Here is a 23,814-nt window from a genome sequence, read left to right as displayed (position 1 = left end):
GCCCTGCCCCGATTTCCGCCGTTCCCATAGCGTCATGTCCAGGCTGGCGAGGATGACCATATAGCTGGGCCTGCCGGCGTTCAAGGAGTGGCGATGGGCAGTCAAGCGGTGGGAGACACAGCGACGTGCCAATTGCCGGACGGGCGGCTGATCTCGTTGCGCCGTGTCGTTAGCGCTGATGCCGAATCCGTTGTCGCTCTTCATCAACAGCTCAGCGATCACGATCGGTACTTCCGTTTCTTCACACTGCGTCCGGCCCATCTTGACGAGCTCGTGAACAAGCTCATCGCGCCCGGAGAAGGGCGGTACGCGTTGGGCGCATTCGACGGCGACCGGCTCATCGGCGTAGCGGACTATACGGTCTGCGCCGACCCGACAGTCGCCGACATCGCCATCGTGGTCGCTCACGAGGACCACTCGCTTGGCGTGGGAACCGCCTTGCTCAGACGTCTGGCCCAGATCGCCAGAGCGCACGGGATTCGGCGGTTCGTCGCCGATGTCTTGGCGCAGAATTACCTGATGCTCGCTGTCCTGGCTGATTTCGGGTGGCCCCGCGAGCGAACGAAGTGCGGATCGGTCCTTCATCTGGACATCGCACTGCCCGATCGCAGCGACGTGTCATCACCGGCCGGTCAACAGATTTCGTAAAAGGAGTGTGGAAATGCCGGAGACGAAGAGTCGCGGAATACTGTTCTGTGTCGACGGATCGACGGCATCTGACGCCGCGGTGGCGTGGGCTGCCGGCGAGGCCACCATGCGTGGTTTGCCGATCACGCTGATGCACGCCGTCTCTCCGGTGGTCGTGGGTTGGCCGGTGGGCCAGTTGTACACGGACATGCCCGATTGGCAGCACGAAAGTGCGGAACACGTCATCGAGCAGGCCCGAAAGACGCTCAATGCCAATCTGGGTGGTGCGCCGCCACCCGAAATACACACCGAGATAGCCTATTCCAGCACGGTGCCGGCGCTGATCGATGCATCCAGGGACGCATGGATGATCGTTGCCGGTAGCCAGGGACTCGGGGCGTTGGGCCGTCTGCTGCTGGGCTCGGTGACTGCCGGGCTGCTTCATCATGCGCACTGCCCGGTGGCGGTCATCCACGCCGACGAAGACGCGACTCCGGCCGCCGATGCGCCGGTGCTCGTGGGTACCGACGGATCGCCCGCATCTGAGGCCGCACTCGCTTTGGCATTTGACGAGGCGGATCGCCGGGGCGTCGATTTGGTTGCGCTCCACGCCTGGAGTGACGTGGGCGTTTTTCCCATTTTGGGGATGGACTGGCGCGACTGCGAGGCCGAGGGGAAGGAGATTCTCGCCGAGCGCCTCGCCGGGTGGCACGAACAGTATCCGGATGTGTGTGTCAAGCGAGTGATCGTCTGCGACAAGCCTTCTCGGTGGCTGCTCGAGGAAGCCGAACATGCTCAGCTGGTCGTTGTCGGTAGCCGCGGGCGCGGCGGGTTTCCCGGTATGCTGCTGGGTTCGGTCGGCTCACACGTTGCGCAATCGGCTACGGTTCCGGTGATTGTGGCCCGCGGTGGGTGACGTCCGCCCGCTTGGTCAGCGCACCACCAGCACCGAACACCCGGTGTGCCCGAAACGGGGGTTCAGCGGACCGACGATGCGGGCGACCTTGTCGGAATACGAATCTCCCACCACGGCGAGTTCCACGGGTTCCTGTGTGCCGGCCAGATATTCAGCGGCTCCGTGCCTGGCCGCGGTAGGACGCACATGCACCTCGGGGTGCTGAGTCACCCAGCGGTGGAGTCGACGGTCCAACTTGCGGTACGGAATTTCCCCGAAGCCCCATCGCCACACGCCCATCGCCAGAATGGGCGCGTTGCGAAGCTGCGCTTCCCTGAACCCATGTTCGAGCACGCTGTCGTTGTGGGGCGAGTCATCGACGACCACGGCAATCGATCCGGAACGTGGCACGCCGGTTTCACGGTTGGCGCGGACGATCGCTACGGGGCAATGAGCACCGCGAGCGACAGTGTGGGCAGTCGATCCGATGATCTTATGGGCGATCTGCCCGATCCCCACCGACCCCACGCAAAGCATGGTCCCGTAGCGTGATTCGTCGATCAGCGCGCTTACCGCAGAGCCGTTCACCAGGTCGGTTTCGACTTTGACTTCCGCGGTCGCGGCATGCAACGCCGCGCAGGCCGTGCGCAAGGCGGCTTCGCCGCATTCCACATCGAGGAGGGGATCGTCGGAAGGTGCATCCGTTTTTGCTTCGGGCATCGCGTAGATCAGACGAAGCGGGATGTCGCGACTGGTCGCTTCGGCGACCGCCCATTTGGCCGCGTTGATCGCTGCGTGGGAGCCGTCGATACCCACGACTATCCGCCGTGGTGAGTGCGGATGGTTCATCGCATTTCTCCGATCGAGGCGCTGGACTGGCGGGATAACCCATGTCAATCACAGACGTTATTGGGCATTGCCGGCGAACGGCAGGGCCGTTCGGCCCCTCGGTTCGCGGCGATGGTCACCTGCGTTGGTATTCAGCCGACTTCGATGGTGTGACCGGGGCGGAGAGGTTGCACGCGACCGCGGCATTCCACCTCGATCGGTTGTGCCTTTCCGGCCTCCGCGGTCACCGTCGCGGTTCGTCCGGTGATCCGAAGATGAAGCCGTTGGCCGCGGTACACGACGGCGAACTCCATTGGGCCCAGGGTTTCCGGCCACAAAGGGCTGAGCATCAGCCGGTCGTCGCGCGTCTCCAGACCGGTGAAACACCGTTGCAACAGATCCACACTGCCGGCCATCGCCGCAAGGTGTATTCCCTCCGATGTGGTGCCACCCTGGATGTCGGCGATATCGGACTCGAGCACCCGGTCGAAGTACTCCATGGCCATGTGCCGGTTCGCCCGAGCGAGCACCCACGAATGCACGACGGCGCTCAACGTCGAACCGTGCGACGTCCGCGCAAGGTAGTAGTCGACCGTCTTCGGGATCCGCTCGGGCGAAAAGCTGTAGCCGAGGCGGCCCAACAGCCCCAGCAGTTCCTCGGACGACAACAGGTACAACAGCATCAGCGCGTCGGCCTGCTTGGATGCCTTGTAGTTGTTGACGCTGTCGTCCTCGGCTTCGAGGATGCGGTCGAGGCGCTGAATGTTCCCGTAGCGCCGCTGATAATGCTCCCAATCCAACTCCGCCAAATCCCCGTAGCCCTCGAACTGACTGATCACACCGTCGTGAAACGGGACGAACATCCGGCGTGTCACGTGCTCCCACCGATCGAGCTCCGGTGCCGTCAGATCGATCCTGCCGATGAGGTCGAGCCGATCCCGCAACGGCAGCATGTCCAGCGCGTCCATTGCTCGCAAAATCACCCAGACGGCCATCACGTTGGTGTACGCGTTGTTGTCTATTCCGTCGTACTCCATGCCCGGATAACCGGAATGAAACTCGTCGGGACCGATGATTCCCCGGATCGTGTAACGGTCGCGGCTGTCGTCGAACTTCGCCAACCCGACCCAGAAACGGGCGATCTCGACCAACATCTCGGCTCCGTAATCGACGAGATATTGGCGGTCACCGGTCACCTGGTAGTGCTGCCACGCGTTGTACGCAATCGCGAGACCCACGTGATGTGCCCGCGCACTGGGATCCGGATTCCACCTGCCTGACTGTGGATTGAGGTGCAGTTGCTGGCTCACCTCTCGCCCGTCACTGCCGGATTGCCAGGGATACATTGCCCCGCGATACCCCGCCCTGCGCGCCGCGCGACGGGCCTCGGGAAGCCGTCGATACCGATAAAGCAGCAGGGAGCGAGCCAAATTCGGCATGCGCACACTCAGCACCGGGCAGACGAACAGCGAGTCCCAGAAGACATGTCCGCGGTAGGCTTCGCCATGCAGGCCCCGGGCCGGGACGCCGACGTCGAGTTCGGCGGTGTGCGGAGAGATGGTCTGCAGCACGTGGACCAAATGCAGCCGGAGGATTCGCAACGCTTCGATGTTGTCGTCCAGATTGACGGCGCATTGCTCCCACAGCCGGGCCCACGCCCGGGCATGCTGATGATAAAGATCGGGGTAGCGGCCAGCTTCTTCGAGGTAATTCCGTGCCGCACTTTCCGTTTCCGATATGGCCGCGTCGCGCCCGGTAACGATTGTCGCGACCTTCTCCAGCGTGATCGACTCTCCCGCGGACACGGCGACCCGGATGTCATGACCGCCACGGTTACCTTCCCGCACGGCCTCGTACCGCGCTTCGGCGCGGACATCATCTCGCCAGACGGTACTGCGCGCGGCCACGGCGATCGCGATGCGGGACTGCGATGTCTGAGTTTGCAAAATCACTGAATCGGGCGATATTTCGTCGATCACGGGTGCGGTGAGGTGAGTATCCGACAGTGCGCGATAGCGTTCCACGAGGGTATTGCGCACGCTTCCATCCAACAACGACCTGAACTCGACAGTGCCTGACCAGTTTTCGGCGGAGATGGTCGTCCGCATCGCGAGCACGTGGGGCTGGTGCATCGACGCAAATCGTTGCTGGGTCAGCGTCGTGCTGTGGCCGGCACCGTCAACGAAGCGGAGCGTGCGTGTCAGCGTCGCATGGCGCAAATCGAATACCTGCCGATAGCACAGCAACTCGGCGTCATCAACGCGGAACCACGGCCCATCGTTGATTCGGAAGGTGAGCGAGAGCCAATTGGGTAGGTTGACCAGGCTCTCGTTCTCGATAACACGGCCCGCGACCCGATCGGCCAGTTGGTTGTACACGCCGGCCGCGTAAGTGCCCGGATAATGCACTTCGCCCGCGGATGCCTCCGGCGCGCAACCACGTGTGGCGACGTAGCCGTTGCCCACCGTGCAGAGCGCCTCTCGCAGCCGCTCATGGTCCGGCTGATAGTCGTCGTACACGAGTTCCCACGCATCGGCCGGTGTCGCTGCGATCTCTTCCAGATCGTCGGCAAGTCGTCGGATGAATCCGCAGACCGCGGAGGGGTTCTCCAGGCTGAACAGTGCGGCAGATGGGCGGTTACCGTCCTCGCCGTGACGCACGACTATCCCCACGCCACCGAACTGGACCGCGTCGAAGGCGTCTTCGTCGGTCAGGTCGTCACCGATGTGGATGGGCAACATCGCGGCCGAACCGCCGTCGCGGCCCTCGATGTGTTCGAGGAGCCAATTCAGTGTCGTCCCTTTGTCCCAAATGATGTTCGGGCGGAGTTCGATGACTTTGCGCCCGAGGGAAATTCGGAGACCTTCAGAATGGCCGTACTCGCGGACGGTTGCGATCACGCGGCCGAGGTCGCCCGCATCGGCATTGCGGTAATGGACAGCAACCGCAAACCGCTTGCTCTCTATCTCTATCCCCGAAACATCGTCAAGCATCTCCGCCAGGCGGGTCGCCGCAAGGGATAGGGCATCGAGAACCCCTGTGGCGGAGGTGTTCTCGTGGTGGGTGCCGTCGGGTTCCACCAGTTCAAGCCCGTGGCTGCCCGCGTACCATATCCCGGCGATGCTTACCCGCTCGCGGAGATCCGAGAGATCGCGGCCGCTGATCACCGTGACGGGACAACACGCGGCCAGCGCGCGTAACGCATCGGCAGCACCGTCGACCAGCGTCGCCGATTCGTGATGATCGACGATATCGGACAGCGTGCCGTCGAAGTCGAGAAACACCGTCGGTCGCCTCACGGCCACCAGCTCTTGCAGCTGACTGTAGACCTGGACGGCGTCGGCGATGTCCGACATCGCGGTGCCACCGCTTCGCACCGAGACCTCCGCGAGGTCGGCGATCACCGCGTCGGCACCGCACGCCAGTAGGTCGCCGGCATATCCGTTGCGCCGGAGGCCGATGACCAGGCCGAAGCCGCCCCTCATGGCGGCTTCCACACCGACTTGGTCAGCTTCGATTACCGCGCAACGCTCGGCGCGGACACCTAAGCGCGCCGCCACCTCCGCCAAGGACGCGGAATCGGGCGTTGCGCCGGTTTCTGCGTCCACAAGCACGTCGACGGATCCGTCTATTCCCGCGCTTCGCAAAGCCTGCTTACAGTTCTGGGTGCGCGAGTAGACGGCTGTGGTGACACCGACATCACGCAGCCGCCGCAGCAGCAGGGGGGTGGAATCGCAGGCCTTCAGAGTTCCCGGCGCCGTCTCGGTGACCACGCATGCGAGGTCGAAGATCACCGCGTCGTGGTAGCGCCTGTCGACGGTGGCGGGCCATTCAGTCACCCTTCCGACGATTCCACAGCACGAGCCCCAATCAAGCCCCAGCGCCCAATGAGGGTCTCTCGTCCATGCGGTTGGGGACGAAAGTCTCATGACCGGTCCCCGCTCGATCAATAGCGTTGGAGGCGACTGAGGGAGACAACATGACCGCACCGGGGAAGCACCATGGCATCGTCGTCGGAGTCGACGGATCGCCGGCGTCGAACTTTGCCGTGTGCTGGGCCGCGCGCGACGCGGCGCTGCGCAACGTTCCGCTGACCCTGGTCCACATGGTGAACGCCACGACGACGTGGCCACAGGTGGCGATGGCGGCCGAAGTGTTGGCATGGCGGGAGGATGACGGCCGCCGGGTCCTGCAGGAAGCGGTCAAGATCGCCGAAGACGCCACGAGGACAAGCCGGAAAATCGACATCACGCAAGAACTGTGGCATGCGCCCCCGGTGCCGACGCTGGGCAAGATGTCGGAAGAGGCTGACATGGTCGTCGTCGGATCCTATGGGCGCGGAGCCGTCGGCCGGGCGTTGCTCGGGTCGGTCAGTTCCGGCATCGTGCGACGCGCCAGCTGCCCTGTCGCCGTCATTCACGACGAAGACCCGTTGATGCCGCACCCCCAGCAGGCACCCGTCCTGGTCGGCATCGATGGCTCACCGGCCTCCGAACTCGCGACGGCCATCGCCTTCGATGAGGCGTCACGACGCGGCGTCGAGCTCAACGCAGTCCATGCATGGAGCGACGCCCAAGTTTTCGAGCTGCCCGGGATGGACTGGTCGGTGCTGAGGGCGGAAGCCGAACGCAGCCTGGCCGAACGCCTGGCGGGCTGGCAGGAGCGCTATCCGGACGTCACGGTGCACCGAATGGTCGTATGTGACCGACCGGCTCGGCAGTTGATCGAGCAGTCCGAAACCGCGCAGCTGACGGTCGTGGGTAGCCACGGCCGCGGTGGCCTGACCGGTGCGCTGTTGGGCTCGGTCAGCAACGCCGTCATTCATTCGGTCCGAATGCCGGTGATCGTGGCTCGGCCGTCCTGAGGCCAGGTTCTTTTCGCGGCACCCGATGTCGATTGAGAAAGGGTAGACATGTCAACCAAAACCCTTACCAGCCCGTATGTCTCGAATATCGCGACGTTACGCCTGGGGGACGCGGAGGAGGCCGGCGGCAAAGGTGCCAACATGGGCGAGTTGGTCGCCGCCGGCCTCCCGGTGCCGCCAGGATTCGTGTTGATGCGGAGCAGCTACCGGGCGTCGATGGAGGCGGGCGGCGTGGATACCGAGCTCGCCGCTCTCCATCGCGAAGCGTTGGCACAGGTGGACAGCACCGCCCGCTTGGCCGAGCTTTGCCAACGAATGCGGGCGCTGGTGGCAAAGGCGGGTCTGAGCAAGGACGTCCGTGAGCAGCTGCTCGAGGCCTACCGGGCTTTGGGACCGAATTGCACTGTGGCCGTGCGGTCTTCGGCAACGGGCGAGGACGGCCGCGACGCGTCGTTCGCCGGGATGAATCAGACGGTGACCAACGTGGCCGGCGAGGCGGCCCTTCTCGACGCCGTCATAACATGCTGGGCTTCCCTGTTCAGCCCGCGGGTCATCACTTACCGGGCCAGCCGAGGGTTCGTGACCGATCCCGCGATGGCGGTGGTGGTCCAGCAGATGATCGCCTCCGAGCGGTCCGGCGTCGCGTTCACCACCGATCCCAGCACGGGGGAGGCCGAACACGTTGTCATCGAAGCCGCGCTCGGGCTGGGCGAGGTCGTGGTGTCCGGAAAAGTCCAGCCCGACACCTACGTCGTCGACAAAAAGACCTTGGACGTGGTCGATGTCAAAATCGGATATCAGGCGTTCAAGATCGAGCGCGGTCCCGATGGGAACGACGTCATCGTGGAGTTGGACCGCGCGCAGGCCGAAACGCGCGTTCTCGACGACACATCGTTGCGCCACATCACCGAATTGGCGATTGCCGTTGAAGCGCATCACGGTTGCCCGCAAGACGTTGAATGGGCGATTGCTTCCGGCGAGACCTGGCTGGTCCAGGCCAGGCCGATCACGACGCTGAACACCGACGCACCCGATGGGTCGGGAACAACGGACGTCCTGGTACGTGGGTTGCCGGCGGCACCGGGGTCGGCCTCGGGACGCGTGCGGGTTCTTCACAGCCCCGAAGAGGGCAGCCGGTTGATCGACAATGAGATTCTCGTTGCCCCGATGACCAACCCGGACTGGCTTCCCGCTATCCGGCGCGCGGCGGCAGTGGTGACCGAGACCGGCGGTATGACGTGCCATGCGGCCATCGTGGCGCGCGAACTCAGAGTCCCATGTGTGGTGGGCGCCCGAGATGCGACCACCGTTCTGCGCGACGGTCAGTCCGTCACGGTTGACGGATCGCGCGGGAATGTCTATGCCGGACAACTCAGCCCGCAGGTGCGGGCCCGGGTGGCCGAGCCGCCGGCGCTCACGACAAGTGTCACCGAGACAACTGGCACCAGAATATATGTCAACCTGGCGATACCGGACACCGCCGAGGCGGTCGCGGCCCAAGATGTCGACGGCGTGGGGTTGTTGCGGGCCGAATTCCTGCTTACTCAAGCGCTTTCCGGCCGGCACCCGCGTGACCTCATCGCTCACGGCGAGCAGTCCACCCTCATCGACGCCTTGGTGGCATCGATCGGGCGCATCGCATCGGCCTTCGGGAACCGCCCGGTCATCTACCGTGCCACGGATTTCCGTAGTAATGAGTTTCGTGGGTTGCGGGGTGGTGAAGCCTACGAACCCGTCGAGCACAACCCGATGATCGGCTACCGCGGATGCTATCGATACATCAAAGAGCGGGATCTGTTCGGTCTGGAGCTTCAGGCATTGGCGCGGGTGCGCGAACAAAGTCCGAACGTGCATCTGATGATTCCGTTCGTTCGGACGCGCTGGGAATTGGAGACGTGTCTTTCTCTGGTCGACATGAGTCCGCTCGGCGCCCAGCGCGGCCTGCATCGGTGGGTGATGGCTGAGGTGCCCTCGGTTGTGTATTGGCTGCCCGAATACATCGGGCTGGGGGTGGACGGGGTATCCATCGGCAGCAATGACTTGACCCAGTTGGTCCTGGGGGTCGACCGCGATTCGGAGATCTGCGCCGAGCTGTTCGACGAATCCGACGGCGCTGTTCTCGATGCCATCGGCCGCATTGTCGCGACCGCGCGTAAACACGGCATCACCTCGTCGTTGTGCGGCCAGGCGCCGTCGACCAACCCGGCTTTCGCGGAGCACCTGGTGAGGATGGGGATCACCTCGGTGTCGGTCAACCCCGACGCGGTAGTCGCCACCCGGCGTGCAGTTGCCGCCGCCGAACGGCGGCTCCTGCTGGAAGCTGCGACCGCTGATCACCGGACCACAAGCCAGGTGTGACCGATGCCGCGGCATTGGCTGGTGATGGACGCCGCGGAACGGAATGCCGCGCCGTTCGTCACCCGATTGGCCGGTGCCGGCCGGCACCTACCCGAGACACACCTCACGACCGACCAGCTGATGGCCACCACGCGCCATCGCACACACATCGACCTGGAGCGCCTGACCGGAATCCACGAACGCCGGATCTCTGTGGGTGAGGAAGATTCGTACAGCCTTGCGACCTCGGCGGCGCTCGACTGTCTCGGCCGGGCAAAACAGGATCCCGGGTCGCTTGACGTGGTGATCAGTTGCAGCATCACGAAATTCCGTGGGGGCCTGACCCAATGGCTCGAACCGACGATGAGCAGCGCCGTGGCCCGCGGGATCGGGGCGCCGCAGGCGATGACCTTCGACGTATCCAATGCATGCGCAGGGATGCTCACCGGAGTCACGATTTTGAACAACTGGATCCGGCAGGGCATCGTCGAGCGCGGACTGGTGGTCAGCGGTGAGTACATCTCGCAGCTGAGCCACAATGCGGCGCGCCACATCCGCAACATCATGAGCAAGGAACTGGCCTGCCTGACCCTTGGCGATGCGGGGGCGGCCCTGCTGCTCGAGCGGGCCCCCGCCGGTTCTGCCGGCATCACCCTGGCGGGATTTACGACTGTCGCCGACTACAGTCGGCTCTGCCTGGCGTATCCGCAGGGACACGATCCGGGTGCGCGGATGTTCACCAATTCCCGTGCAATCCAGCGGGCCGCGATTGCCGACACTCCCTTACTGCTCCAGGAAGTCCTTGATGCCGTGGGTATTTCGATCCACGACATCGACCACGTGATCACTCACCAGACTTCAGCGCGCGCCATCCGCAAGGGCATGGCGCGAATGTCGGAGTCGTTCGGCGACCGCCCCCGGCATGACGCCGTGATCACCGTCGATCGATATGGCAACACGGCGTCGACGACACACACGGTGGCCCTGGTCGAGGAACTCGAAGCGGGACGCATCGCAGCGGGGGAACGAATCGCACTGCTGGCATTGGCGTCGGGGCTGGAGATCGGCGTGGTGTTGGTGACCCTGGACGAGGATTTGGTGAGCCGATATGGGAACGATCATTGAACGGGTCGCCATCGCGCATCCGCGATGGCGTGGCCGGCACAGCGCACTGCACCTGGCCGTTGCCGCCGGCAAGGACTGCCTGCAGCGGGCCGGACGCAACCCCCACGAACTGGATCTCGTTGTCAACGCCGGGATCTACCGCGACCGCAACCTCGGAGAGCCGGCATTGGCGGCGCTGATCCAAGACGACATCGGGGCCAATCCCGAAGACCCACACACCGGTGCCCATGGCACGTTCTCGTTCGATATCGCCAACGGCGCTTGCGGAGTGCTCACCGCGCTGCAAATTGTCGATGGATTCCTGCGGTCAGGTGCCATCCAGCTGGCACTCGTCGTCGCCAGTGATGCCGATCCCGGCCACGGAATGAGCGAGCATTTTCCGTTCTCGGCTGCCGGTGCGGCGTTACTTTGCCGGTGGACCGACGAAGACTGCGGCCTGAGTCCCGTGTCGTGGGTGAATGCCGAGGAATCGACCGGAGTGGACCAGGCCTTCACCGCCACAGTCGGATTCGCCGACTCCCGTAATGTTCTCCGGTTTGATCGATCGGGTGACATGGACGAGCGGTTCGCCGCGGCCGCTGCCGCGGCGGTATGCGCGTGCCTAGCGGCCCAATCGGCGCGGCTCGCCGACGTCGATGTGATTGTCGCGGCACCCGCGGGTCACGGATACCGCACCGCGTTGAGCGCCCGGCTTGGGGTGCCGAGTGACGAGATCGTCGTCGCCGACGATCAGCACATGCACACCGCGGCGCTGGCGGCCGCTTTCGAGCGGCAAGCCGAACCGCAAACCCCCGGCACCCAGGTGCTTTTCGTCGTCGCCGGTGCCGGACCTACCGCGGGGGCGGCTCTCTATCGTCGACCGCCATCCGCATTCGCGGGCTCTGGTCCAGACAGGACGGCGCGGGAGGTGGCCAAGTGGAGCAACTGACCGCCCTGGACGCGGGCTTCCTCGAGGCCGAAGACTCCGACCCGCACGTGAGTCTCGCGGTGGGCGCTGTGTCGATCATGGAAGGCCCGGCCCCAAGCCACGACGACTTCGTATCCGCTCTCGCGGACAGGCTCCCGGCAATCCCGCGATTCAGTCAGGTGCTGCGGACCCACTCGCTCGACATACGCCCGCCCGAATGGGTGGATGACCCCCACTTTGAGATCTCGCGCCATGTCCATCGGCTCGCGCTCCCGCATCCCGGGGGTGACACCGAACTGTTCGAGGTGGTCGCGACGTTGATGGAACGCCGGCTGGATCGTGAACGCCCACTGTGGGACTGCTGGATCATCGAGGGGCTGAGTGACAACCGGTGGGCGGTACTGACCAAGCTTCACCACTGCATCGCCGACGGCATCGCGGCAACGCAGCTGATGGCGAGATTCAGCGATGACATCGGCGAAAGCTTCGCCACAAAGATTCATGCATCTCAAAAATCGGTCCGGCAGGAGTCGCCGCTGCGAACGCCAACCCTGAACCCGTTCCGCTGGGTGAGTGAGATCGGACGAAGCGCCATCGGTGCGGCAACCGCTGCCGAACACGCGGCGTGGGGTGCGGCCGAACTCGCGGCCAGTCTGCTCAGCCCCGCCCCGGAGTCGTCACTCACCGGACCCGTCACCACGATGCGCCGGTACAGCGCGGCCCGGGTTCGGATAGCTGACATGCGTAAGGTTGCCAAGGAATTCGATGTGACATTGAACGACGTTGCGCTGGCGGCGATAACCAGCAGTTACCGCGCGATTCTGCTCGGACGCGGTGAGCAGCCCGGTCGGAATTCACTGCGCACGCTGGTTCCTGTCTCCCTGCGGACGGTCGACCAATTCAACGTTGCCGACAACCGGGTTTCGGCCATGTTGCCGTTACTGCCGGTCGACGAGGAAGATCCGGTGAAGCAGCTGCGGCGGGTGCACGAGCGGCTCAGCCGAGCGAAGGCGAGCGGTCAAAGCGAAGGCGGCGGCGCGGTGGTCTCGGCGGTCAAACGTGTCCCGTTCGCCCTGTCCGCGTGGACGATGCGCCTGGCCATGCGATTGCCGCAACGAGCGGTCGTCGCGTTGGCGACCAACGTTCCCGGGCCCAAAGGTCAGCAGAGGTTGATGGGCCGCCGAGTACTGGAAATTCTGCCGATCCCGCCGATAGCCCTTCAACTGCGCACGGGCATCGCGATGGTCAGTTACGCCGAGCATTTCGTCTTCGGCATCACCGCCGACTACGACACCGCCCCCGATATCGAGGCGCTCGCTGACGGAATCGAGAACGGTGTCGCGCGGTTGGTCACGGCCAGCCGAACGCATCGGCGCAAGCGCGCACCGAGAGCCCGACGGTCGAACGCCAAGCCCGCATCGTGGCCGGCACGGTAGCATTTGTGCAGCTGGAGGCAACGAAAGAGGGTCGGGCCTGATGACATCGCCCAGCGCTGAACGGTACCTGAGCGCTGTACTACTCAATAAGAGCCTGCGCGAACGTCTTTGTGATGTCGACGCCATGGTGGACACGATCCTTGACTACGCGATCATCCAGCTCGATGTGAACGGTGACGTAGTGCGCTGGTGCCCGGGTGCCCAGGTGATGACCGGCTACTCGGCGGCCGAGGTGCTGGACCGACCCGTGTCGACGTTCTACACCGAGGAGGACAGAGAGGCCGGACTGGCTGAACGCGAGCTGGCCGCGGCGCGCGAATCGGGACGCGTCGAATACGAAGGCTGGCGGGTGCGCAAAAACGGCCAGCGGTTTCGTGCCGGCGTGGTACTGGCCCTGCTCAACGATGACGCGGGTGCCGTCGCCGGATTTACCAAAGTGATGCGGGATGTGACAGCCGAGCATCTGCGAGCCGAAACCATGTTCCACGCTCTGCTGGAATCGGCCCCCGACGCGATGGTCATCGTCGGGCCTGACGGGCGCATCGTGCTCGCAAACGCCCAAACCGACAAGCTGTTCGGCTATCAGCGCGAGGATCTGATCGGCAGGGAAGTCGAGACGCTGATCCCGCCCCGGTTTCGCGGTGTCCACGAGGGGCACCGCACCGGTTTCTTCACCCACCCGGACGCACGGCGCATGGGGGCCGGCCTAGACCTCTGGGGGCTGCGCTGCAACGGAACCGTGTTCCCGGTTGACGTGAGCCTGAGCCCACTACGGACCGAGCAGGGTGTGATGGTCTCGGCGGCCATCCGCGACATCACCCAGCAGTTGGCCGTCCAGGCCGAGCTCACCGAGACCCGGGCCGAGGCCGAAGTGCTCGCCGAACGTGACCGCATCGCCGGCGACCTGCAGGACCACGCGATTCAGCGCGTCTTCGCGGTCGGTCTCGCGCTGCAGGGCACCATCCCGCGGGCGCGCTCGCCCGAGGTGCAGCAGCGTCTCAACACGGCGGTCGATGACCTGCACGGCGTGGTGCAGGACTTTCGCACGGCGATCTTCGACCTGCGCCGCAAAGCAACCGACGTGGCAGGGCTGCGCCATCGTTTAGATGAAGTGATCGGCCGGCTGTCGGAAGATTTAGCTACCACCGTGCAGTACAAAGGGCCGCTTTCGGTGGTTGAGGGCGTGTTGGCCGAAGAAGCCGAAGCCGTCGTCACGGAAGCGATCAGCAACGCGGTACAGCACGCCGCGGCCACCAAGCTGACCATCGCTGTCGAGGTCGCCGACGAGTTGTGTATCGACGTCGTCGATAACGGTAGAGGCCTGCCCGACGACATCACCGAAGCCGGCCTGATGAAATTGCGCCGAGGCGCCGAATCGTTCGGGGGCACCCTCGACGTCGGTGGCGCCTCAGGCGGGGGCACCCGGCTGCGGTGGGTGGCTCCGCTGTTCTGACCGCGCAGCACTCGCTGTTCCCTTGGGGGAGTGGACGAACGGCCTTCGCAGTAGAGACTTCGGCCCCTATCGATGGACGTGGCTACGCGATATTTGTTGTAAAGATGGGTTTGAGCAACGGAAATGCCGCCGAGAGGAGCAGCCAGCTATGGCACCCGCAGTTACGGCCAAAGTCATTGTCCTACAGTCGCACCCGGTCTGGGTGGCGGCTCAGAAGGGTCAACGCGAGCGGCGCGAGGCGATGAGCCGTCATCCGTCATCTCATGTCCGACGGGGAATGGTGCGAAATGTTGTCGGACAGCTTGCAAGCCGGCTGACATACGAATGGGGTGTCGAGGACAATTCGCGCCGGCCGACTTTGAGGGTTCTCAGCTGATCCTCGCCGATGTGCGGATGGCCACCGAACACGCGGTCCGCCAAAACGATCGGCAATTATCGCTCATGAGCTCTTCACGGAGCCCTGGTCATACATCATCTGCCATATGTATGGTGCTCCTAAGCGCCGATCGGTGCACGGACACGACAGGAGATGCGTAGTGGCTGAACGGTTGGCGGGAAAGGTTGCCCTCATCAGCGGTGGCGCCCGGGGGATGGGCGCATCACACGTGCGGTCGTTGGTCGGCGAGGGAGCCAAGGTGGTGTTCGGTGACGTCCTCGACGACGAGGGCACGGCGGTGGCGGCGGAGGTCGGTGATGCCGTCCGCTATCTGCACCTCGACGTGACCAAGCCCGAGGATTGGGATGCGGCGGTGGGCGCCGCCCTGGGCGAGTTCGGCCGCATCGACGTGCTGGTCAACAACGCGGGCATCATCAACATCGGCACCCTGGAGGACTACGCGCTCTCGGAGTGGCAGCGAATCCTCGACATCAATCTGACGGGTGTCTTCCTCGGCATCCGCGCGGTGGTCAAACCCATGAAGGAAGCGGGACGGGGATCGATCATCAACATCTCCTCGATCGAGGGGATGGCCGGCACGATCGCATGCCACGGCTACACCGCAACGAAATTCGCGGTGCGGGGGTTGACGAAGTCGGCCGCCCTGGAACTGGGGCCGAGCGGAATCCGGGTGAACTCCATTCACCCCGGGCTGATCAAGACGCCGATGACCGACTGGGTTCCCGACGACATCTTCCAGAGTGCACTGGGCCGCGCCGCCCAGCCCGTGGAGGTCTCTAACCTCGTGGTTTATCTGGCCAGCGACGAGTCCAGCTACTCGACCGGCTCGGAGTTCGTCGTCGACGGCGGCACCACCGCCGGCCTGGGACACAAGGATTTCTCCAACGTCGAGACCGACGCGCAACCGGACTGGGTTACCTAGCTATTCTTCCGCGAGACTGTAACTACCGACGGTGCAACTCGAGAGGCGTGTCGGCAGTTACAGTCTCGCGCGAAATTGTCGGGCCGGCCGGACGGGGTTACCCAGCGGCGGTTACGGATTCGGCTTCTTTAGTCGGTTGGGGCCACGGCGACGGAACCGGGCGTTGCCGGACCCGCTGCGGCCACCAGAACCACTTGCCGAGCAACGCGGCAATCGAGGGCGTCATCAGCGACCGCACGATCAGGGTGTCGAACAACAGACCCAGACCGATGGTGGTGCCCACCTGGCCGATGACCGTCAACTCGCTGACCGCCATCGTCATCATCGTGAACGCGAACACCAGCCCCGCTGAAGTCACGACCGAGCCGGTGCCGCCCATCGACCGGATGATGCCGGTGTTCAAGCCGGCGTGAATCTCCTCCTTGAACCTCGCCACCAGGAGCAGGTTGTAGTCGGCGCCGACGGCCAGCAGAATGATGACCGACATCGCCAGCACCATCCAGTGCAGCTCGATGCCGATGAGGTGCTGCCAGATCAGCACCGAAAGCCCGAAGGATGCGCCCAGCGAGAGCAAGACCGTTCCGACGATGACCGCTGAGGCCACCACACCCCGCGTGATGAGCAGCATGATGATGAAAATCAGGCACAGCGAAGCGATTCCGGCGATCAGCAGGTCGTAGGTGTTACCGTCGCCGAGGTCTTTGTAGATCGACGCGGTGCCCGCGAGATAGATCTTCGAGCCCTCCAACGGCGTGCCCTTGAGTGCCTCGTAGGCGGCCTTCTTGATGGCACCGATGTGCGAAATGCCTTCCTGCGACATCGGATCGCCGTCATGGCTGATGATGAAGCGCACGGCGTGCCCGTCGGGGGAGATGAAGTTCTTCATGCCCTTCTTGAACTCTTTGTTGTTGAAGGTCTCCGGCGGCAGGTAGAACGAGTCGTCGTTCTTGGAGGCGTCGAACGCCTTACCCATGGCGCTGGAGTTCTTCTGCGCCTCTTTCTGCTGATCCTGCAGACCCTTCTGGGTCGAATACATGGTCAGCATCGTCGTTTTCATGGCCTTCATGTTTTCGATCATGGATGGCATCAGCGCCACCATCTGGGGCATCAGGGTGTCGAGATGATCCATGATGGGCAGCAGGCTCTCGATGTCATCGGTCATCGTGTCGATGCCGTCGAGGCCGTCCCAGATCGACCGAATAGACCAGCACACCGGGATGTCGTAGCAGTGCTTCTCCCAGTAGAAGTAGCTGCGGAACGGCCGGAAGAAATCCTCGAAATCGGCCATGTGGTCGCGTAATTCGTTGATGTCGATGGTCATGTCATGCATCTTCTTGACCATGATGTGCATGTCGTTGGACATCTGCACGGTGATGCTGGACATCTTTTCCATGCTGTCGATGGTCGTCTGCATCATGTCGGCCTGCTTGAGCATGTCGGCCATCTGATCTTCTTGGTACTTCTGATTCATCTGCTGGCTGACGCCCTGCATGCTGATCTGGAACGGGATCGACGTGTGCTCGATCGGCGTGCCCTGCGGTCGGGTGATAGCCTGCACACGGCCGATGCCCGGAACCCGGAAGATCGTCTTGGCGATTTTGTCGATCACCAAGAAGTCCGCCGAGTTACGCAGATCATGGTCGCTTTCGATCATCAGCACCTCGGGGTTCATCCGCGCCTGCGAGAAGTGCCGATCCGCGGCGGCGTAACCCTCGTTGGCGGGCAGGTCCGTGGGTAGGTAGTTGCGGTCGTTGTAGTTGGTGCGGTATCCGGGCAGGGTCAACAAGCCCACCAGGGCCACCCCGATGGTGACGACCAGGATCGGGCCGGGCCACCGGACGACGAGGGCGCCGACCTTGCGCCACCCGCGAATTCGTTGCGTCCGTTTGGGTTCGAGCGTCTTGCGGAAGCGCGTTGCCACCGAGATGACCGCGGGACCCAGCGTCAACGCCGCCGCCACGACCACCACCATGCCGATCGCCAAGGGGATACCCAGCGTCTGGAAGTAGGGCAGGTTGGTGAAGTGCAGGCAGAATGTCGCACCGGCGATGGTCATGCCAGACCCGAGCACCACGTGTGCGGTGCCCGTGTACATGGTGTAGTACGCGTCTTCTCGGGACTCACCGATAGCCCGGGCTTCCTGATATCGGCCTATCAAAAAGATCGCGTAGTCAGTGGCGGCCGCGATCCCCAACGTGACCAACAAGTTCGTGGCGAATGTCGAGAGCCCGATGAGGTTGAAGTAGCCCAGGAACGCGACCATTCCCCGCGCGGCCGACAACTCGAGCACCACCATCACCAGGGTGAGCAACACAGTGACGACGGACCGATAGACCAACAGCAGCATCGCGATGATCACGGTGAACGTGGCCGCTGTGATGAGCTGCAGGCTGCGGTCGCCGGCCATGTGCTGATCCGCGGCCAACGCTGCGGGCCCGGTGACGTAGGCCTTCACCCCCTTGGGCGGAGGCATGCTCTTGACGATGCTCTGCACGGCCTCGACGGATTCATTGGCCAGCGCTTCGCCCTGGTTGCCGGCGAGGTAGACCTGGACATAGGTGGCTTTGCCGTCGTTGCTCTGCGCACCCGCCCCGGTGAGCGGGTCGCTCCACATGTCTTGAACGTGCTCAACGTGTTTGGTGTCGGCGTTGAGCTTTTTGACGATCTCGTCGTAGTAGGCGTGGGCGTCGGCGCCCAGGGGATTCTGGCCCTCGAGCACGATCATCACCGAGCTGTTGGACTTGTACTCGTTGAACACCGCGCCCATGCGCTTGGTCGCGACCACGGATTGCGCATCGTCGGGCGCCATCGACACCGAGCGCATCTTGCCGACCTCGTCCAGCTGGGGGACGGCGACGTTGAGCACCCCGATGAGCGCGATCCAGCCCAGGATGAGCGGTACGGCGAACGTTCTGATGAACCGGGGGATCTTGTCCCGCGCGGGTTCGTTGACGACGGGGATGGTGTCGGTACGGGTGTCGCTGAACGTCGTGCTCATGCGGATTTCACCATGCAGAAGGTCAGGGCGTGTACGCCGTGGGTGATGTTTTCGTCCTTGACTTCGTCATCGATGGTGATGCGGCAACCGAGGGAATTGCCGTCGCTTTGTGCCGAGAGGTTCGGGAAGACCGAAGGCGCGGTGGTGCTGAGCACCAACGTCCACGGCAGCGGTGCGCCGTCGACCCGCTTCGGGTCGGCGGACAGATCCATGTAGTTCACGTTGGCGTGACTGGCCGAGCCGAAGACTTCGTATTTGACGACCTTGGGCTTGAACGGCTTGGAATCATCGAGTCGCGGACTCGTCATGACGCCGGAGTCACCGGTGCCGAAGAACGACTTGACCCGAACCACAGCAAATCCGCCGACCAGCACAACCGCCGCGATCAACAGCGGCAGCCAGGCGTTGCGCACAAGTTTCGATATCTGCACCTAGGTGATCCCTTCCCCATCACGCGGTCGTGACGCGGATGAGCGTTTGCGCGACTGGAGGTCGTGGACAGGTGAGGGTCCACAAGTCGCACCGATCAACAACGAATTACGTCGATTGCCATGGTTCGTGTGCGCTCGACCGTCAAACGCGGCGAAACTTGGCCATCTCCACCGGCTGACGTCCCCGGCGTCGACGCCCGGCTCACCTTGTCGCTCAAGCCTCCCCGGGTGCCGCCACCAGCGCATAGTACATGATGTGCATATCTTGCAGTGTATGCAACATTTGCTGGTGGTGTTTCAGCTCACTTCGTGAAGATGCTGTTCACCAGCGCCGCGGCACGCTCAACATAGGGCATCGGCGTGTCGGCGGTTTCACTCGCCTCGCCGCTTGCCCACCGTTCGAGGCCGGACCGCACCGCCGTCAGCGCCAGCGCCGAGATCAGCGCGGCCATCTCGTCACCGGGCTGCATCGCCTGGCGGCGGACGATGATGTCGGTCAACTGATTCTGGAATCGCTCCAGATCGGCGAGGAACGCCGCCAAGACTGCGGGGGATGTTTTGGCGAGTTCCAGCATGTGGGCCGCGTGTTCGCGCCGGGGGGGCACGTCGCGCAGGTGGTGCGCCGCCAGGGTGATCAGCTCTGCCAGGACGGCCGAGTAGGGGGCGGGCCCGGCGGCGACGAAATCCTCTGCCAGCTCGGCGGGTATGTCTGAGGGGCCGTAGGCGAGCGCGGACTCTTTGTTGGGGAAGTAGTTGAAGAACGTGCGCGTCGAGACTCCGGCTTCGGCGCAGATCTCGTCGACTGTGACCTTGTCGAATCCCCGTTCCAGCGTGAGGCGCACGGCGGCATCGCGGATGTCGGCGCTCGTCTGGCGTCGACGGCGCTCGCGTAGCCCCACGGGATTGGACATACCCATATAGTTGCACGTTGTGCACAGTTTGCAGTCATAAGGTGCCGGATGAGCGGTGGGGAACCGATGACGGCCGGGCCCGCACAGGGCGGTGGGGTCCCATGCCGGGCTTTAGACATATCGCACCATAACCGTTGTTGCGCAGCATTATTCGATCAGATACCGCGGTCAAAGCGCTGGGTGCGGGCGGTCATCCGCTGGGGGTGAGTGCACCGCGCAGATAGTCGCATTGGCTTTCGAAGAACTTCGCCGATATCGGCGCCTTGTCCGCGATCTGGTCGAAAGCGTGGAACGCGCCCGGAACGATCTCCTCCTGCACCGCAACGCCGGCCTCACGCAATCGTCGTGCGTACTCCAGACTCTCAGAATAAAAGAGGTCCAACGTTCCGACGCCGATCCAGGCGGGCGGCAAACCCGACAAATCCTTCCGGCGGGCCGGCGCCGCCTCCTCGGGATCGGCCCCGTTGAGGTACCACTGCCAGGCCAATTGATTGTCGGATTCGGTCCACATGATGCGCCGGGGGCCGTCGCGCCGGGCGCCGGTGCGATCGTCGAGCATCGGATACACCAGCATTTGGAAGGCGATTTTGACATCGTCGCGGTCGTGCGCCCGCTGCGTCACCGCGGCCGCGAAATGCCCACCGGCGCTGGCCCCGCCGATGGCGACTCGATCCGGGTCCACCCATGGCCGGCGCGCCAGCCAGAGCAGGGCCGCATAACAGTCCTCGACCGGTATCGGGTAGGGATGTTCGGGTGCCAACCGGTGTTCCACCGCCGCAATCGCGACACCGGTGCGCTGAGACAGCTGGCGGAGATACTTATCGTCCTGGGCGGCGTGGCCCATGATGGTTCCGCCGCCGTGGATCCACAGCAGCGCGGGTGTGCGGTCCGGAAGGCCGGCCGGACGATGCAGACGGACGGTGACGTGCTCGTTGACGGCGGCCACCGGCACGGTGCGGATGCGGCCGGCATTGCCCATCAGGTTCATGAGGGCGCGCTGCAGCTTCAGACCCCGGTGCAAAGCGTAGCCCCGAGGCACGAATCGAGCCACCTTGCGAAGATCGGGATCCAGGACGTGAGGCGACGTGAAGGCGTTGTCGGGGAGCCTGTTTGCCATCGAATGCCCTCTGTTCCCTTGCGCCGGCAGACATGCTGACCATACAGGACAGACGTAGTGTCCATGCGCAGAATGTGAACAGGTTGAGCGGTACGCGCGTTCGTCAGTGCATTGTGCTAGCGGCACAGTCCGTTTCAGCGCGTCTCGTCTCCGCCGTCGGTTAGTGCGGACGTCCGGGTCCTCGCCGTGCACTCGACCATGTCCGCTGAACGACCTCGAACGAGTCGGACGCAACGCCGGACGAATATCAATCAATAATCCGCTGTGCCACAATATAATCCGTTACCACGAGCAATGTGGACGATGGTTGGCCGTGGGTGCACAAGGGGCCATGCGGACCGAAGGCCGGGGCCAGACCATCAGTGTTGCGCGGGTTAACATCGGATGTTCAGATGTCGACATGGAGGGGTAAGGCTTTGGCTGCGATACCCGTCATCGCGCTCACCGGCCATCTGGGCGCCGGCAAGACGACGCTGCTCAACCACCTGTTACGGCAACCTGGCACACGAATCGGTGTGGTGGTCAATGATTTCGGAGACATCAACATCGACGCCGGTCTGGTGGCCGGCCAGGTCGACGAGCCGGCCTCGATCGCCGGAGGATGCATCTGCTGCCTGCCCGACGGCGGTGGGCTCGATGATGCGCTCATCAAGCTCGCCGACCCGGCCCGACGCCTCGACGCCATCGTCGTGGAGGCCAGTGGCCTGGCCGACCCTGTGGCGATCACGCGGATCATTGGTTTTAGTGAGATACGCGGCGTGCGGGTGGGTGGGCTTGTCGATGTCGTCGATGCCGTGAACCACTTCGACACCGTCGACCGAGGCACACTACCGCCGGCGCGCTATGGCGCGGCGTCGCTCATTGTTGTCAACAAGCTCGACCAGGTGTCCGAGAAGGAGCGGCCGGCTGTGGTGCAACGTGTCACACAGCGGGCGGCGCAACGTAACCCGCGCGTACATGTCGTGGGCACAACGGGTGGCCGGATAGACCCAGAGCTGCTCTTCGACGCGTCTGCCACGTCCGGGCAGGATGGGCAGCTCTCCTTTCTGGATTTGGTGTCCGAGCGCAACCATGACCACGTCCATGCCGATGCCGTCACCGTCAGGAGTGCTGGTTGCGTCGACCCCGATACCCTGTTCGACCTCCTCGAACAGCCGCCACAGCAGGTGTTCAGGCTGAAAGGCATCGTTGCGGTGCGGCAGCGCGCGAATGTCCAGGACTACGTCGTCAACCTGGTGGGTAGCGCAATCCACATCGGGAAGGCGCCGCCGGGGGCCGACGCCAACTGTCTGGTGGCGATCGGGATGCATCTCGACGTCCCGGCCGTACGCGCGCGACTCGACAACGCGCTGCTGCCCACGTCGGGGCCGGCGTCGGCGCAGGCATTGCGGCGGCTTCAGCGGTACCGGCGACTCAGCGCGTGAGCAATGATCCGGCAAGATGCGTCTTGATGTCATCTTCGCTGGGCGACGTACTCGCCACCTTGGAGCTCGAGAGGGTCGACCAGTGGGTCTTCGTCGGGCAGCAGCTGCCCGCGCCCGCCAACCACATTCTCGGCGGACATATTTCGGCTCAGGCTTTGTTGGCGGCAAGCCACACCGCGCCCGGTCGCGCACCGCACAGCGTCCACACCTATTTCCTGCGGCCGGGCGATTCGCGTCGGCCGGTTGACTTCGAGGTTATCGATCTCCAAGAAGGCCGGACGTTTTCGGCACGACGAGTCACTGCCCGCCAAGACGGCAAGATTCTGATGGAAGCGATGTCTTCGTTCAAAGTCGCCGATTCCGCACCCGCTCAGGTCGTCTACCAACCACCCATGCCGGAGGCTTCCAGTCCAGAATCGCTGCCGTGGGTTGCGCCGCACCTGGCGGAGTCCGACGCCAGCACCCAAGGGCGGTGGTCGAGCCTGCGCTGGTTCGAGCGCCGGATCATCGACACCGAGGGCGCTCCACCCGCGCGGGCGCTGATGTGGTGGCGACCCGATGGGGAGGTTCCCGATGATCCGGCGCTGACCGCCAGCCTGGTGGCTTACCTGTCGGCGGTGACGTTGACCGAACCGGCATATGCGGCACGCGGTGGCGTCGGGGAGTCAGCTCAGCGTGACCATTCGGTGTGGTTCCACGCTCCGGCGGCGTTGTCGGATTGGCTTCTCTACGACTGTTCATCCCCGAGTAGCGCCGGTTCGCTGGCGTTGGCGAGTGGGACGATGTTCAACCGCAACGGCGAACTGGTGTGCACGGTCAAACAAGAGATGTACTTCCCGCCGCGTACACCCTGAAACCGCAACCGCTTCCGCCGCGGTGCCAACGGAGGATCCTGGCCAAGGGGATCGGATCGACCTCGGAGTGGCCGCCATTGTTGGTCGCCTTCCGGCCGTGGCGGAGTCCCTTGGCGCGTTGAACTCGGACTGCACTGCGCCATTGCATTGGGCTAGCGGACAATCATCGACCCGTCGACATATCATTAATGACCGTGCACTGCAACGATATTCATCACAGTGACGTATTGTCGGCGATAGGGCGGGGGGAGGGAAGGGAGGGTCCGCGGGCCGGTTCAGGCATGTGGC

17 protein-coding genes are annotated in these 23,814 nt (G+C 64.0%); 11 read left to right on the top strand and 6 right to left on the bottom strand.

Annotated features, from left to right (window positions below):
* The first annotated feature begins 93 nt into the window (after nt 1-93).
* Nucleotides 94-648, top strand: a complete 555-nt coding sequence (locus EPN51_RS14460; protein WP_293043701.1) for a GNAT family N-acetyltransferase — start codon at nt 94-96, stop codon at nt 646-648.
* 13 nt (nt 649-661) lie between these two features.
* A complete protein-coding gene (locus tag EPN51_RS14455; protein WP_293043699.1) occupies nt 662-1,543 on the top strand; it encodes a universal stress protein in 882 nt (293 codons plus the stop codon).
* Between the two features lie 15 nt (nt 1,544-1,558).
* Here the strand turns inward: EPN51_RS14455 and EPN51_RS14450 are convergent, their stop codons facing one another.
* Both EPN51_RS14450 and otsB read right to left on the bottom strand, forming a co-directional pair.
* Complete coding sequence (locus EPN51_RS14450; protein ID WP_293043697.1) at nt 1,559-2,338, bottom strand: universal stress protein; 780 nt, start codon at nt 2,336-2,338, stop codon at nt 1,559-1,561.
* Between the two features lie 164 nt (nt 2,339-2,502).
* Nucleotides 2,503-6,123, bottom strand: a complete 3,621-nt coding sequence (otsB, locus tag EPN51_RS14445; protein ID WP_293044063.1) for a trehalose-phosphatase — start codon at nt 6,121-6,123, stop codon at nt 2,503-2,505.
* A gap of 206 nt (nt 6,124-6,329) precedes the next feature.
* Here otsB and EPN51_RS14440 point away from each other — a divergent pair, with 206 nt between their 5' ends.
* The 7 genes from EPN51_RS14440 (at nt 6,330) to EPN51_RS14410 (ending at nt 15,791) form a co-directional block, all read left to right on the top strand.
* The gene (locus EPN51_RS14440; RefSeq protein ID WP_293043695.1) at nt 6,330-7,214 is read left to right on the top strand and encodes a universal stress protein; all 885 of its coding nucleotides are present in this window, start codon (nt 6,330-6,332) and stop codon (nt 7,212-7,214) included.
* A gap of 48 nt (nt 7,215-7,262) precedes the next feature.
* Complete coding sequence (gene ppsA, locus EPN51_RS14435) at nt 7,263-9,572, top strand: phosphoenolpyruvate synthase (RefSeq protein ID WP_293043693.1); 2,310 nt, start codon at nt 7,263-7,265, stop codon at nt 9,570-9,572.
* 3 nt (nt 9,573-9,575) lie between these two features.
* Nucleotides 9,576-10,676 carry a 3-oxoacyl-[acyl-carrier-protein] synthase III C-terminal domain-containing protein gene (locus EPN51_RS14430; protein ID WP_293043691.1) on the top strand — a complete coding sequence of 367 codons (1,101 nt, stop codon included), beginning with the start codon at nt 9,576-9,578 and terminating at the stop codon, nt 10,674-10,676.
* Nucleotides 10,660-11,604 carry a 3-oxoacyl-ACP synthase gene (locus EPN51_RS14425; protein WP_293043689.1) on the top strand — a complete coding sequence of 315 codons (945 nt, stop codon included), beginning with the start codon at nt 10,660-10,662 and terminating at the stop codon, nt 11,602-11,604. The genes EPN51_RS14430 and EPN51_RS14425 overlap by 17 nt, the downstream gene beginning before the upstream one ends.
* Nucleotides 11,592-13,019 carry a wax ester/triacylglycerol synthase family O-acyltransferase gene (locus EPN51_RS14420; RefSeq protein WP_293043687.1) on the top strand — a complete coding sequence of 476 codons (1,428 nt, stop codon included), beginning with the start codon at nt 11,592-11,594 and terminating at the stop codon, nt 13,017-13,019. Before EPN51_RS14425 ends, EPN51_RS14420 begins: the two co-directional genes overlap by 13 nt.
* Before the next feature lie 40 nt (nt 13,020-13,059).
* The gene (locus EPN51_RS14415) at nt 13,060-14,472 is read left to right on the top strand and encodes a PAS domain S-box protein (RefSeq protein WP_293043685.1); all 1,413 of its coding nucleotides are present in this window, start codon (nt 13,060-13,062) and stop codon (nt 14,470-14,472) included.
* 536 nt (nt 14,473-15,008) lie between these two features.
* Nucleotides 15,009-15,791: an SDR family oxidoreductase gene (locus EPN51_RS14410; RefSeq protein WP_293043683.1), complete on the top strand. Its 783-nt coding sequence runs from the start codon at nt 15,009-15,011 to the stop codon at nt 15,789-15,791.
* Between the two features lie 97 nt (nt 15,792-15,888).
* On the opposite strand, the gene EPN51_RS14405 is transcribed toward EPN51_RS14410, so the two are convergent.
* From EPN51_RS14405 to EPN51_RS14390, 4 genes are all read right to left on the bottom strand, one after another.
* Nucleotides 15,889-18,789, bottom strand: coding sequence for an MMPL family transporter (locus EPN51_RS14405; protein ID WP_293043681.1), 2,901 nt, complete (start codon nt 18,787-18,789; stop codon nt 15,889-15,891).
* The gene (locus tag EPN51_RS14400) at nt 18,786-19,220 is read right to left on the bottom strand and encodes an MmpS family transport accessory protein (RefSeq protein WP_293043679.1); all 435 of its coding nucleotides are present in this window, start codon (nt 19,218-19,220) and stop codon (nt 18,786-18,788) included. The genes EPN51_RS14405 and EPN51_RS14400 overlap by 4 nt, the downstream gene beginning before the upstream one ends.
* A 302-nt stretch (nt 19,221-19,522) precedes the next feature.
* The gene (locus EPN51_RS14395) at nt 19,523-20,131 is read right to left on the bottom strand and encodes a TetR family transcriptional regulator (protein WP_293043677.1); all 609 of its coding nucleotides are present in this window, start codon (nt 20,129-20,131) and stop codon (nt 19,523-19,525) included.
* Between the two features lie 190 nt (nt 20,132-20,321).
* A complete protein-coding gene (locus EPN51_RS14390) occupies nt 20,322-21,248 on the bottom strand; it encodes an alpha/beta hydrolase (RefSeq protein WP_293043675.1) in 927 nt (308 codons plus the stop codon).
* A gap of 416 nt (nt 21,249-21,664) precedes the next feature.
* On the opposite strand from EPN51_RS14390, the gene EPN51_RS14385 reads away from it, so the two are divergent.
* Nucleotides 21,665-22,672 (top strand): GTP-binding protein, encoded by a 1,008-nt coding sequence (locus EPN51_RS14385; RefSeq protein WP_293044061.1) that lies wholly within the window; start codon nt 21,665-21,667, stop codon nt 22,670-22,672.
* 26 nt (nt 22,673-22,698) lie between these two features.
* On the top strand, nt 22,699-23,526 hold the full coding sequence (locus EPN51_RS14380; protein ID WP_293043673.1) for an acyl-CoA thioesterase domain-containing protein: 828 nt from the start codon (nt 22,699-22,701) through the stop codon (nt 23,524-23,526).
* Nucleotides 23,527-23,814: the final 288 nt, after the last annotated feature.

Origin of the sequence: Mycobacterium sp., from assembly GCF_004298145.1 — a bacterium.
Taxonomy (GTDB): domain Bacteria; phylum Actinomycetota; class Actinomycetes; order Mycobacteriales; family Mycobacteriaceae; genus Mycobacterium.
This window is presented reverse-complemented; position numbering and strand designations above follow the sequence as displayed.

Bases quoted from the DNA above. Each gene is read 5' to 3' on its own strand.
- EPN51_RS14460 (WP_293043701.1), top strand. From the start codon at position 94: ATGGGCAGTCAAGCGGTGGGAGACACAGCGACGTGCCAATTGCCGGAC.
- EPN51_RS14455 (WP_293043699.1), top strand. From the start codon at position 662: ATGCCGGAGACGAAGAGTCGCGGAATACTGTTCTGTGTCGACGGATCG.
- EPN51_RS14440 (WP_293043695.1), top strand. From the start codon at position 6,330: ATGACCGCACCGGGGAAGCACCATGGCATCGTCGTCGGAGTCGACGGA.
- ppsA (WP_293043693.1), top strand. From the start codon at position 7,263: ATGTCAACCAAAACCCTTACCAGCCCGTATGTCTCGAATATCGCGACG.
- EPN51_RS14430 (WP_293043691.1), top strand. From the start codon at position 9,576: ATGCCGCGGCATTGGCTGGTGATGGACGCCGCGGAACGGAATGCCGCG.
- EPN51_RS14425 (WP_293043689.1), top strand. From the start codon at position 10,660: ATGGGAACGATCATTGAACGGGTCGCCATCGCGCATCCGCGATGGCGT.
- EPN51_RS14415 (WP_293043685.1), top strand. From the start codon at position 13,060: ATGACATCGCCCAGCGCTGAACGGTACCTGAGCGCTGTACTACTCAAT.
- EPN51_RS14405 (WP_293043681.1), bottom strand. From the start codon at position 18,789: ATGAGCACGACGTTCAGCGACACCCGTACCGACACCATCCCCGTCGTC.
- EPN51_RS14395 (WP_293043677.1), bottom strand. From the start codon at position 20,131: ATGTCCAATCCCGTGGGGCTACGCGAGCGCCGTCGACGCCAGACGAGC.
- EPN51_RS14390 (WP_293043675.1), bottom strand. From the start codon at position 21,248: ATGGCAAACAGGCTCCCCGACAACGCCTTCACGTCGCCTCACGTCCTG.
- EPN51_RS14380 (WP_293043673.1), top strand. From the start codon at position 22,699: ATGTCATCTTCGCTGGGCGACGTACTCGCCACCTTGGAGCTCGAGAGG.